At 38.0% G+C, this 13792-nt stretch carries 15 protein-coding genes; 2 read left to right on the top strand and 13 right to left on the bottom strand.

Annotated features, from left to right (window positions below; all coding sequences use genetic code 11):
• Nucleotides 1-6 precede the first annotated feature (6 nt).
• The 9 genes from G588_RS0108405 to G588_RS22460 all read right to left on the bottom strand — a co-directional run bounded on the left by G588_RS0108405 (nucleotide 7) and on the right by G588_RS22460 (nucleotide 9143).
• A complete protein-coding gene (locus G588_RS0108405; RefSeq protein ID WP_022778291.1) occupies nucleotides 7-3102 on the bottom strand; it encodes a helicase-related protein in 3096 nt (1031 codons plus the stop codon).
• A gap of 62 nt (nucleotides 3103-3164) precedes the next feature.
• Nucleotides 3165-3380: a helix-turn-helix domain-containing protein gene (locus G588_RS0108400; protein WP_022778290.1), complete on the bottom strand. Its 216-nt coding sequence runs from the start codon at nucleotides 3378-3380 to the stop codon at nucleotides 3165-3167.
• A 156-nt stretch (nucleotides 3381-3536) separates the two neighbouring features.
• The gene (locus G588_RS0108395; protein ID WP_022778289.1) at nucleotides 3537-4364 is read right to left on the bottom strand and encodes a DUF6339 family protein; all 828 of its coding nucleotides are present in this window, start codon (nucleotides 4362-4364) and stop codon (nucleotides 3537-3539) included.
• Entirely contained in the window at nucleotides 4361-5239 is an 879-nt protein-coding gene (locus G588_RS0108390) for a hypothetical protein (RefSeq protein ID WP_022778288.1), read from the bottom strand. Before G588_RS0108390 ends, G588_RS0108395 begins: the two co-directional genes overlap by 4 nt.
• Nucleotides 5229-7130, bottom strand: coding sequence for a hypothetical protein (locus G588_RS0108385; protein WP_022778287.1), 1902 nt, complete (start codon nucleotides 7128-7130; stop codon nucleotides 5229-5231). The genes G588_RS0108390 and G588_RS0108385 overlap by 11 nt, the downstream gene beginning before the upstream one ends.
• Nucleotides 7127-7291, bottom strand: coding sequence for a hypothetical protein (locus G588_RS22465; RefSeq protein ID WP_022778286.1), 165 nt, complete (start codon nucleotides 7289-7291; stop codon nucleotides 7127-7129). The genes G588_RS0108385 and G588_RS22465 overlap by 4 nt, the downstream gene beginning before the upstream one ends.
• 120 nt (nucleotides 7292-7411) lie before the next feature.
• Nucleotides 7412-8320, bottom strand: a complete 909-nt coding sequence (locus G588_RS0108375; RefSeq protein WP_022778285.1) for a hypothetical protein — start codon at nucleotides 8318-8320, stop codon at nucleotides 7412-7414.
• Between the two features lie 38 nt (nucleotides 8321-8358).
• Nucleotides 8359-8928 carry a hypothetical protein gene (locus tag G588_RS0108370; protein ID WP_022778284.1) on the bottom strand — a complete coding sequence of 190 codons (570 nt, stop codon included), beginning with the start codon at nucleotides 8926-8928 and terminating at the stop codon, nucleotides 8359-8361.
• 41 nt (nucleotides 8929-8969) lie between these two features.
• On the bottom strand, nucleotides 8970-9143 hold the full coding sequence (locus G588_RS22460) for a hypothetical protein (RefSeq protein WP_155830769.1): 174 nt from the start codon (nucleotides 9141-9143) through the stop codon (nucleotides 8970-8972).
• A gap of 279 nt (nucleotides 9144-9422) precedes the next feature.
• On the opposite strand from G588_RS22460, the gene G588_RS19675 reads away from it, so the two are divergent.
• Together G588_RS19675 and G588_RS0108360 are read left to right on the top strand one after the other, a co-directional pair.
• The gene (locus G588_RS19675; RefSeq protein WP_022778283.1) at nucleotides 9423-9899 is read left to right on the top strand and encodes an HNH endonuclease; all 477 of its coding nucleotides are present in this window, start codon (nucleotides 9423-9425) and stop codon (nucleotides 9897-9899) included.
• Between the two features lie 10 nt (nucleotides 9900-9909).
• The gene (locus G588_RS0108360) at nucleotides 9910-11007 is read left to right on the top strand and encodes a DGQHR domain-containing protein (RefSeq protein WP_022778282.1); all 1098 of its coding nucleotides are present in this window, start codon (nucleotides 9910-9912) and stop codon (nucleotides 11005-11007) included.
• A gap of 210 nt (nucleotides 11008-11217) precedes the next feature.
• Here the strand turns inward: G588_RS0108360 and G588_RS22455 are convergent, their stop codons facing one another.
• The 4 genes from G588_RS22455 to G588_RS0108335 all read right to left on the bottom strand — a co-directional run bounded on the left by G588_RS22455 (nucleotide 11218) and on the right by G588_RS0108335 (nucleotide 13777).
• Nucleotides 11218-11370: a hypothetical protein gene (locus G588_RS22455; RefSeq protein ID WP_022778281.1), complete on the bottom strand. Its 153-nt coding sequence runs from the start codon at nucleotides 11368-11370 to the stop codon at nucleotides 11218-11220.
• Nucleotides 11371-11381: 11 nt separating this feature from the next.
• Nucleotides 11382-11579, bottom strand: a complete 198-nt coding sequence (locus tag G588_RS0108350) for a hypothetical protein (protein WP_022778280.1) — start codon at nucleotides 11577-11579, stop codon at nucleotides 11382-11384.
• Between the two features lie 213 nt (nucleotides 11580-11792).
• Entirely contained in the window at nucleotides 11793-12182 is a 390-nt protein-coding gene (locus G588_RS0108345; RefSeq protein WP_022778279.1) for a single-stranded DNA-binding protein, read from the bottom strand.
• A gap of 218 nt (nucleotides 12183-12400) precedes the next feature.
• Nucleotides 12401-13777 carry a relaxase/mobilization nuclease domain-containing protein gene (locus G588_RS0108335; protein WP_022778277.1) on the bottom strand — a complete coding sequence of 459 codons (1377 nt, stop codon included), beginning with the start codon at nucleotides 13775-13777 and terminating at the stop codon, nucleotides 12401-12403.
• Nucleotides 13778-13792 lie beyond the last annotated feature (15 nt).

The following is a 13792-nucleotide window of genomic DNA, read 5'->3' as shown; positions in this document are numbered from 1 at the left end:
CCTCCATCAGCTAATTTGCATCCAGGTAACAAGTCTGGGTCTAACTCCAAGTGGCGCCTGAACAGCTCTCATATATGTTTTCTTTATATATGAATCCAGTGCTTTTTTCGCACTTCCAAAATCATCTTCTGTTATATTAAGTTTTCTTAATTCTTCTACAGAACACTTAATAGCATGCCATATTTCATAAACTTGCTCAGAAATATCCCCTGTCTCTGAATCAAGCATATACCAGCGATACAGTCCATCCCCATCAGACCAACTACCATCAAGCCTCTTTGTAGGTAGCTCATAGCAGAAAAAGTATCCTGCTCTTGTAGATACTGCTTTTCCACTGAACATTTTCTTAGGTAACGCATTTACCAAAGTTTCATAATCAGGATTATCTGCCAATAGGTCTTGATACGCCAATGCCATTTCTTCGTCAGTTGAAGTTGCCCCTTCATATTGGGAATTAAACTCTTTTAAAGCCTCATAATCATCTTCTGGTGTTAAGAGTTTTTTACCTTCAATACCAAATGTCTTTGAAATACGTAAAGTTTTCTTTGATACCGTTTGATATAATGACAGAAGTTGTTCCAATTCTGTAGGTGGCAAGAAATTCCAGTAGTATGCATTTGCTCTATCTTTTGCTAATTCCGGATGATCTTTAAGCAGTTTATCCTCAACTTCCGCATTTCTACGTCTATCCACACGGCCGATTCTTTGCATAAGGCGAACAGGGTTCCAATGGAGTTCGTAATTTATAAGACAAGATGCATCCTGTAAGTTCAAACCTTCTGCTAAAACGTCTGTTGCTACAAGAACATCAATCTCATCCTTTACTTCTGAAGATGATTTGTCATTGTAATAAGGCGCGAACCTTTGCACCAACTCATGTCTATTAACTTTACTCTGTCCGTCAACTTCTGCAATATTCTTGAAGCCACACCTTACAAGCTCTTTATAAATATACTGAGCTGTGGCCCTAAATTCAGTAAATATGATTACTTTCTTTCCAGCTAGGTGGTCTTCCTCTCTTAATGTTCTGACCAACTCTTGTATCTTGTCATCATTTTCAGGTTTTATTTCTTTAATATCCTTGATAAATTCTGCAAGAACATCCATGTCAAGCAGCGTATCATCCAGCATTGCCCTTATGTCAAAATCCTCTACATTTATCGTCTCATCGACATTCCAAACATATTCTGGAAGATCATCCTCAAGTTCTTCGACAGTATCATTCATATTGTTTTCGATAAATGTATCAACAAACTCACATATCTCTTCCTGTTTAGCCAAGAATCTCTCAAGCTGATTCTTATTTCCGTAGTCCTTGTAATCAATGACAAACTTTCTAAGGCGAGCATATATACGTATACATGTCTCAGCAAAAGCTTCTACAGAGCTTTCAAATCGCTTGAGTAATAATTGGCGCATCAGATTAACGACCTGCTGTTGTCGTCCAAAGGCCATGTCATCAATCTTGCTTTTATCCCCAATGAAGTACGTTTCCTCATAAGGAGAATAAACTGCCAGTGCGAGAATAGGAAGGTTTTTTCCTGTCTTTTTATCTTTTCTGTAGAATGAATTAACAAAGTGATCTATCAAACTTCCATACGATTTTCTAAGTGAGTAATTCACAACACTCGGAGCCTGTCTATTTGAAAAGAGAACCTTATCTCCCTCCTCTTTTGATAAACTCTTCTTTACATATGCACGGCTTCTTTGAACAACCAATTCATTAACCAGTACATCTCCACGGAATATGTCGTCAGATATATCTATAGAATCAGACACATTTGTTCCCGTCATAGCAGAAAGCCTTGCTTCCATTTTCTTAAAATGTCCAGACAAACTATGAATTCCAAGTGGGGCTTCCCTGAAGAAATCATCCTGTCTATGAGTGAACAGTTCTATAAGATGCTGCAAATCAAGAAAGCTATTATTAATAGGCGTAGCAGTAAGCATAAACATCTGTTTTTGTCTTCCAGTTGCCATCATTTCAAATAGTTTTCTATAACGATTTGATGATCTATTCCTGAAGTGGTGTGCTTCATCTATAACAACTATTTCTGCCTGCTGTGAAATCTGCTCCATCAAATATTCATTTTTTTCTAAAAGAAGATCTGTATGGTTAATAATTTTAAAAGGATAAAAACCTTCCAAAATCTCAGGTATATATTTCTTAATCGTTGTTTCCCACACAGATACTCTGGCAGCTGCAGGAACCATTAAGACGACATTTTTTCTTTCCTTCTTAACAAATCTCTCAATCAGCATTAGACCCACAAATGTTTTTCCAAGTCCTACGCCATCACAAAGAAAAGCTCCCGAATAATGATTTGCAATCTGTATCAAGCTATTATAGCCATCTCGCTGGTACTGAGATAAGCCCTTGTATATAACCGAATCGTTATTCTCCCACTCTGATACAGTTTCCTCTCTGTTCTTAAAAAACTCATACATCGAACGAAGGTACACATCATAAGGACTATATTCCTTACAGTGATTTTCTATCACTTCAAGAATTGCTTCTGTTATGTCTTCGCCTTCATCCCAATGCTTTTCAAACCAATTCTGTAGCTGGTGTACATCGTCACGGATTTGAACATTTAATTCTATATTTTGGTTGAGTCCTGGTGCAGTAAAGTTACTTGATCCCACAAGTGCATATCCATCCGGAACATTCATAGCTGTAGGAAATTGCGCCTTATAATCATCCTTAAAATATGTTATGTAAGCCTTGGCATGAAATTTGTTTTTGTCATAAACCCTGCATTCAATCTTTCTGCTTTTCAGTGCATCAAGAACAGCAGGAACTCCAAGCAAGAATTCATTCTTTTCATGCTCTGTATTGATGCTTTCATTAAGCTTTTCCAATAGAACCTTAACAGCCTGATCAATTACATCTTTAGTCCTCTTTGTAACTTGATTTCCAAGAATAACTCTAATCTTGTCGAGTTTTTGCCAATCCTCATCAAGTGAAAGCAGACCTCCAATTTCCAAATATCCTGTTGCAATATCCATCTGCTTTGATATAGGGCACCATTCTTTTAAATATTTCTTTACTGTCTGTTCTTCATTAGAATTATCCACAATGTATAAATCTGTGTGTTCCATTCCGTACTCTCCTTGCATTATGAATACACGTTATAACTAACCCCGTGCTTACAGAATATGTATCAACAATCATCCTCATCGAATATTATTTCTGCCACATCAGAAAGCTGGCACCCTAGTTTCACACAAATCTTATCCAAGACACCAATCTCAACATTGCTGCCCTTTTCCAATTTAGCGATGGTGCCATAACTTAGCCCCGTCATATCCTTAAGATCCTTTTTCTTTATATCTCGATCAATCATCAGCTTAAATAATTTCTTATATGATACAGCCATTAGTTCACCTCTTTTTCCACTAATTTCGCATAATATAAGTATATCATATAGCTCACTCGAATATTGCATAATTCACACGTTCGTGTGACTAATTAAGCTCGCTTTTTATATAAAAATAGCGGGAGGCTCATCACATCCCGCCATAATTACCTGCGCTCATTCTTCTTCCAGTACATCAGCCGAGGAGTCATCCTCAACATCAACTATATCTGTATCATCTCCTCTAAGAAGTGATTCAATATAATCAATTAGAATCTTCGCTATATCTTCCCTTGAAAGAACATCCAGCAAAGTTGCTCCCCCAACAGCATTAAGATACTTCATAGAAGCTCTGACATGAAGCTTTTCATCAAGAGTCTGCCCTTTTTCTTTAAAATATCCCAGCATATCACATATGCCTGCAATGATAATAGGGCTTGAAGCAAAAGTATTGCTGTAAAAAATATCACTAATCTTGGTTGTTAAGTCATTTGGTCCAATGACATCTAATCTCTCATAATGATTCTTCATGTTTTCCTTGTCATAGGTAGCACGACCAACCCACCAGCACTTAGCCAACGCATTCCTATAAAAGCCACTTCTTGAAGCACCTTTAAAATAAAATCTACTAATGATTGCACTAGCGTCAGAATCCTTTTTCTTTAGCTCCAAGTTATCATAATCATATCTAGAACGTACATAGCCATAAAATGTACTATTGCAGAGCCCCGCCCACAGTCTCTCATCAGAAGCCTGTGATTCGCTAACATTTCTAAGATTGTCATATAAAATCTTACAATTGTTAAAATCAGCTTCACCAATGCTCATATCTTTTACACTTGCCAGCTCAAAATCTGGAATTTCCATGAAAAAGGAAAAAGGATCATCTCCATATTCTCTCGTCATCCAGTCATTAGTCTTTTCCTGGTAATAATACACATATAATCTATCCATATTAGCTTTGAAAAAATCTAACGCATCCTGTTTCATAAAATATAGTTTCATTCTTCAGATTCTCCTAACAGTTCTGGGATATTCGCAAATGCTTTGCCTATTGGAAGTCTCAACATTTCCTGGGCAATATCCATTATTGTCTGATCACCATAAATAACATCATTTACAAAGTCTTTGCCATTAGCGTCGTACATCTTCTCAAACGCCATGAACCATCTTGAACTTTCATAATCCTCATATCCCTGAGTTCTAAGCAGGTCCACCATCTCTACTAATGCTGGCAAAAGAAGTAATGAATGTATCATAGGCTGCATCTGCACGTTATTTTTGAATTGCACGTAACTTTTATATACACCTTCGCCAACACTAATCCTGATTCTGTCAGGATCAAAAGAGAATGAAATTGGCGTTTCCTCGTACTCATCAATAGCAGTTCTCTTTACGATACTGAACAGTGATTCCTCGTTAGCCAGCTCCTCGTAGTTCTTCATTACTCGTAGCTTAGGCATATTACAATATGCCATGATTGCCGCTTCAGGCATAGTTATGTCTGCATCCTCATAATCAGAATTTAGAAGGACGTTATTGAAATGGGGTATCTCCTCTTTTGAAACAACCATCCCGAGCAAACTTACGTCGCCATTGACTTTACTATTGGAGATTCTGTAAATTTCTTCCTGAGAAAAAGTTCGAATTGTTGTCCTAAATGCCGTTGTAGAGCACTCTATATGAATCACATACTCCGCTAATCCCTTGTCCACAAGTCTCTTTAAGCCTTTATTATCAAGACTAATATTGAATTTCAATACAATGTTGTTTGTGTTCTGTTCGAGAATCTCTGCATTAACACTAAACTCGCTATCACTATAATCATCACTATCAACTGATAAAACAGGATATGGAAAAAGTCGATTTTTAATTTCCATTTACATTAACTCCCATCGCATATGTTTGTTTTCCATGTACTCTAAAAGATATAACTACCTTATCGTCTGGATTTACGTCCTTTACGATAATCTTTCCATTCTTCATGCATGTTTCGTGAGAAGAATCAACTATGCTGTCAATGTTTAGCGGCATTGTCTTTCCATTCTCTCCTGTTGCAACAATACTTATCTCTCCATTTTTCATTCCATCAGAAGGAGTAAATATCAGCCTATTCTCGCCATTGCCAGCACTTATAATTCTCGCATGCACTGCAATTTTGCTCATGCCAGCATACATGGAATCTTCTCCTTCGCCACTTACTAATCCTCTGCGACCTGTTGCATTTAAAGGCCTTTTTCCTTTGCCATTTCTATGTCCCATCAGATTACCAGCATTATCCACCATTCCCTTGACAGCTTTATTACCTGATCCGCCATTGTCATCGTCACCCGCACTAGAGCTCGTGTTTCGTCTTCTTGGCTTTCCCATGACAACTTCAACAGATTTGGTTGTATCTAAAACATTTTCCTGCGGCGTATCAGGATTGGACACTCCAGCATCATAATCACCTGAATAGTTGAACATATTACCAGTATCAATCAAAGACTCAGCCCCTGCCTGCTCCTCAATCTTTTTTCTGATAGTATCTCTTACCCACTCTTCAAGTTCATTCTTATATCGCTTAGCCCCGTCCGGATGAGGATGTCTCTTAGGCTCCCATTTATCATGAGTAGGATTTTCCATATTTCTAAAATACTCATTCAGCTTCTCGCCTTGAAGCTCTAGGATACCGGTATAAGATATGCCTTTTGGCAAATTCTTTATTTCTGCAATCTTCATTCCAGACTTACGAACTATAAGTATCTTCTTATTGAGATCATTCGCGTACATAAGTCTCAATCTTGCCTGCCCAAGGCCGTGAAAATCAAGCACCTCTTCAACAACATTGTCATCGTCACTCTGCAGAATTCTGTTGAACGAGTTTGCATTTTTAGCATACTTCGAATAACGTCCTACAATATACTTTAACGCATCTCTGTCTATCTTTATCCCGTCAATCGATACGCTAAGATTGTTGTACTCTATAGCCATCAGGAAATTCTCAAGGATTTCACCGATCATCAACTCTTTCCAATCATTATCTCCATCTATTGTTGAAATAAATCCCGGAATAAAAAGATCGGTACCTGTCTCTGTCCTTACATCGATTTGATCTAGCTCATCAATCTTTTGAACAGGCATATTTCCTTCAGCATTACCAAAGTATCCCACGGACCTTCTCACAGGGTCCATATCTCCGTATGACTCATCCTTAAAAGCCATTAGATGAGCTACGCCTTGTACTGCCTTCTCACCTTGTAGATTTTGTGTTCTATAGAACACGGTCTGGTATTTTGAATTTATAAATGGAGCTGATTTTCCTATACCAAAACTTCCGGCTGCGGCATTATTACCACCTTTAGCAGAAAAAGCACTTCCTTTTACAAGGCCTCTCCATGATGAGATTGAATCCTCATCATAAGCCCCTTCAAGGCCCGTCGTATTGTAATCGCTTATTCTTAATACACTTATCTTTCCGCTGTTATAATCTGATAAAGCCTTATCGATAAATGTATGCGCCTTTTCATTTCCCTTCTCAGGCCAAAACTCTCTACATTTGTAGAGCACGTCTCTAAGCCCATCCATACCCGGAAAATCTTCTGCATCTACAAGATGTTTTTTAAACACTATTTCAACTGGATCGTTATCGTCATTCTGCGCATCAAGAGAATTCTGACATACTTCTCTTGCCAAAGCACACAATGGATTTCCTTTAAACCACTCTAATGCAGAATTATTAAAACCTTCTGTATCACCATTTGCTCTAGACGGGAAACTCCACTTAGTCATCTTTTAGTATCTCCTTCATTTTCATGATTATTGAAATATGTATCAGTACTCTTCTCAGCTTGTCTTTGTCTCTTTGCATCTTCTAATTCTTTATCCAACATTTCTGTTATAAAAAAATCAGCGGGATCAAGTTTCCCATTTCTGTTCCAGTCAAGTGACATAGCTTGCTCCTTTATCAATAATCTACGTGTCTTTCGTTTATGTATTCATAGTATCATTGTTAGTTTATTATTATTTCGAATTATAATTATTATAGTATGCTCTTAATCACCAGTTAATTCTCAAGCTTCAAACAAGTCAGTTATCGTATCTAAGCATTCCTGAAGAAATTGTGACTGATCTATATAGCCATGAGCGTCATCGTACTTTTCATCGTTGATACTTTTCTTGGCTGTCTTGTCAAACTGCTCCTTACATTTATTAATCTCATCAATCAACAATTGTGCGTATTTGAAAATCTTTTCACCTTCTTCAGGGTAGCTATCACATATTTTGATCCAGTCATCATTCATCCCACTAAGCACCGAGTGTTCTATTGACACAGGCTCGCTAGTATCGTCTTCTTTTTTGGGTACTCCATGAACTTTTTCATTTCTCTCATGCAAAGCTTTGCCATCAAGATTAAATACTGGATCAACCGTCTTTAGTCCTCTTCCACCACCATTTCTTATTATTCCTATCTTTATAAGTAGTTCACCAAGTGTTGAAGGAAATGCCTTAAGAACCTTCCTATTAGCGTCATATGTCAGAATAACAATATCAAAAACATCCACGCCTTCTTTCTGAAATCTCTTGATATTCTTAGAAAGAGAGTTTAGTGATCCATGTATTCCAGTTTGAAACCAAACTGCCTCTTCTGTCATTTTGAGAACACTTGCAAACATTTTAGTTGCAACACTAATTGTTAAAGGTCCTGCAGCACCTCTGATAGCAAACCTAATCGCAAACAAGCTGCCATCCATAGAATTTTCATCTGCAAACAAGTAGTTTTTCCAATCGGCTGTAATAAACTCTAATTTCTCAATGTTCTCTTTCTTAGAAAAACCATATGCTTGCGAAGTTAATCCATAGATTTCTTTTTTATCTCTATCAATTGACTTTACCTTTGCGATTTTTTCAACTCTGACCATGTTGTCATAGTCTTTTCTTAATATGTGTTCTTCAGTTAATACATCATAAATTTGATACATTTGTCTCTCCTTGGTTCCCAACTCTCTATAGTAATGGATCAAAATGAATAGCCGCCAAAATCTACCATTTCATCATCTTCATTATCAAGCTCTTCAAAATCCTCTAAGTCGTCAAAGTCATCGCCTTCTTTGTACATATCATCCTGCGTAACAACATGATTCTTGATTTTATAAACATACCAACCATGTTCAAACATGTCTTCATAGTTTGGTATATAGGGGATGCTTTCAGTATAAAGCTTTGTATGTACATTTACCCAACCATCTCCCTGACATACATCACTCAAAAAGCACTTGCTAATAATATGAACTCCACAGAGATTATCCAGAAATACTGCTTCATGATTTCCTTCCCAATCATCTCTTTTAAAATAAATTGTATTTGGGCCAACATATTTCATCATGTCTAGCATCTGTCCAAAAGAAACCGGTGTCCTCATTTCCTTAGAAAAATCTTTCCCTTCAACATTTACTCCAAAATAATGCTCACCCTCTTTAGTAGTTCCATTTAAAGAACAATAGCCCTTAACGTCTTCCATTCGCTCATATGCTTCTTCAAAAATGTCTGTGATAAAATCAAAATCATTTGAACTAATATGCAATTCCATCTTTAAATATCCTCCAAATCTCTGTGCATCTCATCATTGTCTTAACTTAGTTTAAAAAGAACGTACTCACCAACCATCTCGTCTTTCTTAAGGTTTTCACTGCATGCAATAGTTTTCATGGTGTAGTAATTTTCGCTACTAATCCACTCTCTATCTTTGCTGCAATAGTATCTTGTACCACGGTAACGACAGTGCTTACATTTGTAACACTTCATTTTTGTCAGCTCCTTTTTTAATCGACTCATCGTTTAATGATGTGCGCACATCAATTTGACAATTTGAATGATAATCCCCCTTCTAACTATGGTCAACAAACATTATTATATTTAGATATTTAGCGATTATATTTAGATATTTACACAGTTCTTATCCCATTTTCCCATCATTTTGACTTCTCTTGCAACATCCACACATCGCCTTAATGTTTAGATCTATTTATTACATCTTGAATTTTAGATCTAATTATGATATCTTTTCATCATAGGAGGAATACTATGGATGAATTATTATCTGCAGTCGAAGAAGCTCAAACTTTAGGATATTTTAAATCCTTCTGTGATAAAAACTGCTCTCCATCCGCAAAACAACGCATTCGCAATATTATTAGCAGAGCAAGCAACAAATCCTCATGTATAAAAGGATTATTCAAAAACGAAATAAACGTAGACCTAACTGATTCCCAAACCGATTGGATGCTTTCTCTTGTAACTGCATTCATCAACAAATCAACGTATAGAAAAGCCATCTCTGATCAGACAAAGGTACAACTTCTAAAAAGTCAGACGTATAAATGCAATATTTGTAATGCCACCATAAATATCCATGCTCATGCAGATCACATTGTTCCCTTTAAGTATGTTGGTGACGAACTTAATGAGAATCACAATCTGCAAATGCTTTGTTCAAAATGCAATGAAGCAAAAAACGCCAGCATTGATTACCAAATAAAATACTTGTTAAAACTTGTTTAAGGAGGTTCTTATGAGGAAAATTTATGTATTTGAAGTCACTCAGCACAACATGAAACGATACGTTGGAAAAGCCCCTGCAAAAGATTTTGTCCGTCTTGCCACCACAGTAGAATTATCTGCCGTTCAAGAGGCACAGCGTCCTATAAATCCAAAAAGGCTTGAAGAAATTTCACAATTCGTACAAAGTGACGGCACATTGTCAACCTCAGTAGTTATTGGTACTAAAAATGATTTATTGAATGTAAAAAAGGACAAGAACACAAAAATTCCTGAACTATTCTATATTGATTTTCCTGAAACAGAAGAAGAATTCAATGAATTCAAGAATTCTTTTGATATAATGGATGGTCAGCATAGACTTTTCTCATTCCTGCCAGATTACATCAAAATAGGAGACGACGTTACTTTTGAAATCACCTTTGAAATGTATATTAAGCCAACACTAAGAGAGAAGCGCATCATCTTCAAAAACACTAATGAAAAACAAGAAAAGGTAGCTTCAAATCTCCTCATGTGGTTCAGAGAGAAACTTAATATGTTAAGTGGTAAAGAACAATCCTATCACGGTATCGTATCTTTGCTAAACAATGAGACTGTTTCTCCATTAAAAGGTCGAATTATTATGGGGGCAGAAAAGGTGACAGGTGGACTAAAGGCTCAACAAGTTATAACCATTCTTGATAAGTCCGATATCAAAAATATCGGAGGAAATAACCTAGATGAGGAAAAAATGCTTCAGTTGATTTCGAATTATCTACATGGATGGGAACAAGCAGTTGGCACAAAAATTTCAGATAGAGATGCTCAATACGGCCCCTTCTCAAAAATATCCGGCTTACGTTTCATGATATTAATGCTGCCCACATTCTTTGAACAAGCCAAAAACGAAAGAGCAACATTCGATGAAACATACATCAAGAATAAAATCAACACATTATTCTCCGATAATGGAATAGCCCCATCAGACGTCTTCGATAAAAACAGCGCATACTACAAGAGTCTTGGCGGGAACCCATTTGGAGGAGAAACCCCTATCACAATGCTCGCAAAAGACTGGAGTAATAAACTAAAATCATTAACTTCTGGTGACTTTGATCCATTGGCATAATATGCTCCAACAGTGCAAGAGCTGACGTCCTTCAACGTCAGCTCTATTTTTAAAACCAGAACACAAGCTCTTATTCTGGCTCTCCATCCTTATGACAAATCTCAAAGTACTCACACGTCACGCAAAAATGCCTGCAGAATTTGTTATAACCCATAAGACATTTTCTTACCCAATACAGCAATCTCTTCATCAGCTCTTCCCCCTCATGTCTCAAAAGATAATCATCAGTAGTACAGCAAAAGCAATGATCAAGAACAATGTGAACTTCACTGCAAAGAGAGCAATCTTTGCAATAGCCACATCAAATTTATCTATTGGTTTGCAGCATCTATTGTAAAAGAATATGTAATGTTTGTTATCCATAACGTGCCTCCTTACCAGCCCATATCATCCATATCAACTTCAAAATCGAGCCATGCCTCCAGGCGATCATCTTCTCTGTCACGCCTAAACTCTTTCTGTTTCCGCTCAAAATCCTTGCGCTCTTTCTTTGACATTCCACTTACAAGACTCTTATATTGAGATTCTGAAATTCTTACGTCTTTATCCTTTTCTCTTTTTCCAAAAAACATATTTTGTACCGCCTTTCTATGAATCAATTTGCAGTTCCACCCACAAATCACTTTGTTTCACCTCTCCTGATGATAGAATTGTCTCACTTGACATATCCTATAAAAAGGACAGTTTGCCAAGTCAACATCCATGCGGCTTTCAAGTATTTTATTGCAATAAAAAAGAGGGTAGCCTCACAATTGCAAAGCTACCCTTTTCATAAAACTCACTATTTAGTTAAACGGAATCACATCCAAATCCGGCAGATCGTTGAAGCCATCATTAGCATCACCAGACTGATCTCCTGAACTCTTGCTCTCGGCAAATTCCAGGTTCTCTACGATCACATCTGTGGTGTAGATCTTGGTACCGTCCTTGTCATAGCTGCCGGTTTGGATACGGCCGGTGACGATGAACTTTGTTCCTTTCTTGCCGTACTTCTCCAGGAAGTTGGCCTGGTTTTTGAAAGCTACGAGGCCAATGAAGTCAGCATTTGGCCCATCTCCTTCTTTTTTGAAATCTCTGTTTACTGCAAGAGTACATCTTGCTACTTTCTTGTCGGAGTCAGCATTTCTGATCTCCGCATCCTTAGTTAATCGTCCTGATAATAATACTTTGTTCATGTGAAATATTCCTCCTTATGGTTTATGTGTTTCAGGTTTTGTATCATTTGAAATATCCGCGGAAAGCCGCTTCTGAAGAATCCCTGCGAGGGCTTAAAAGAAAGTGGCAAGCAGTGCATTTGGGCCACAAATGCTCTTGCCGCTTGTTGGGAAGTTATTCCCAAACCCTTTAGACCGATGAAAATCATCGGAGCTTAGCCCTCGCAGACTCGGACTTTTTACCTGGTGGGATTACTTCGTGGTCTCTCTTTTTGATGGTCTCTACCATTGGTATCAAGCTGCAGCATGGTCTCCACGTTATACTTGGCTTCCTGGAGTTTTTTATTGCTTTCATTTGCCAGCTTGTAGTCTCTGTAGCATTTCTTTTTCCTGTCCATAAGCTCGCTGTACTCCCTGTTGAGGTCCTTCAGTTTTGGGATCTTACCATCAAGCTGATCAAACTTTTTCTGAGCAGCTTTGCGAAGTGCAAGCTCCTCTCTGTGAGCTTCATAGAACTTTGGGCTGAACTTGGATTTGCGATATTGCTCATAAACATCCTTGGTCTTGGAATAGTTGATGATGTGTTTCCTGATATCGTTGATTTCAGCAATTCTGCCTTCAATGCCCTTGATTTCTTCTGTAAGAGCACGGAAATTCTTGGATGAAGAATCAGCCTTTTCCTTCAGATCTTCATAGCTCCTGATTCCCTTTTCATTCAGAAAAAGAAGTGTGTTCATCATGGCCTTGCTGTTAAAACGCTGTCCCCAGCGAGCGTAGCCTTTGCCTTTTCCCTGGCGGAGCTTTTCCTGGATATCGATGAGAAGGTCGAAATGTCTCTCTGGCTTTTCTGTCTTATTCTGCCCTTCTCCTTCGATAATTTTCGTCAGATAATCTGTAGAATAATTCTGACCAAGAGATTTGAAACGGACAAAATTCTTTCTGCCAAGTCCTCGTATTGCAAGGTGTTTACCTCGCTTAAGTTCATATCCTTCCTTCACCAAAGAGCTCAACAGATCTTCGAAGGTTTTGGGATTTTCAGCCACAGCCTTATCGATGGATTCTCTGATATCCTGCCTGCAGCTCTTTTCATACTTAGGTCTCTTGCCGGGATTCTTGTATGGCTCTATAACTGACAAACCATGCTCCAGGCAAATGATGTCACTAAGAGTTCTAAGCCCCAGGCCACAGTACCAGGAATCTCTGAATTTCCTGTCGCAGTGAAGATTCACCGAGTTATAAATGATGTGGTTATGAATGTGCTCTTTATCAATATGCGTGCAGCAAACGAAAGCGTGCTCGCCCTTGGTAAACCTCATGGCAGTTTCATAGCCAATTGCATTCGCCTCCTCAGGAGTTACTTCTCCGGGCTTGAAGGACTGGCGAATCTGATAAGCAATGATATCGCCCTCATACTCTCGTCCGGTGTTCTTGATATATTCCTGTCTTGCTGTTTCGAACTCCTTGGCAGGAATCTCATCATTGCAGGCATACGAAGTTACATATCTGCCATCATCGGTCTTATCCTCATCCTTGGCATAATCGATTCTTGCAGAAAGGCATTGTCCGATGGACTTGCCCTGGTTCTTATGCATGGCAATAAGCTTAGTGGCTGCCATGTGACACCTCCCTTC

The sequence above is a fragment of the Butyrivibrio sp. AE3009 genome, from assembly GCF_000420845.1.
Taxonomy (GTDB): Bacteria; Bacillota; Clostridia; order Lachnospirales; family Lachnospiraceae; genus Butyrivibrio.
The sequence above is the reverse complement of the archived record's forward strand: the minus strand, read 5'-3'. Positions and strand labels throughout refer to the sequence as shown.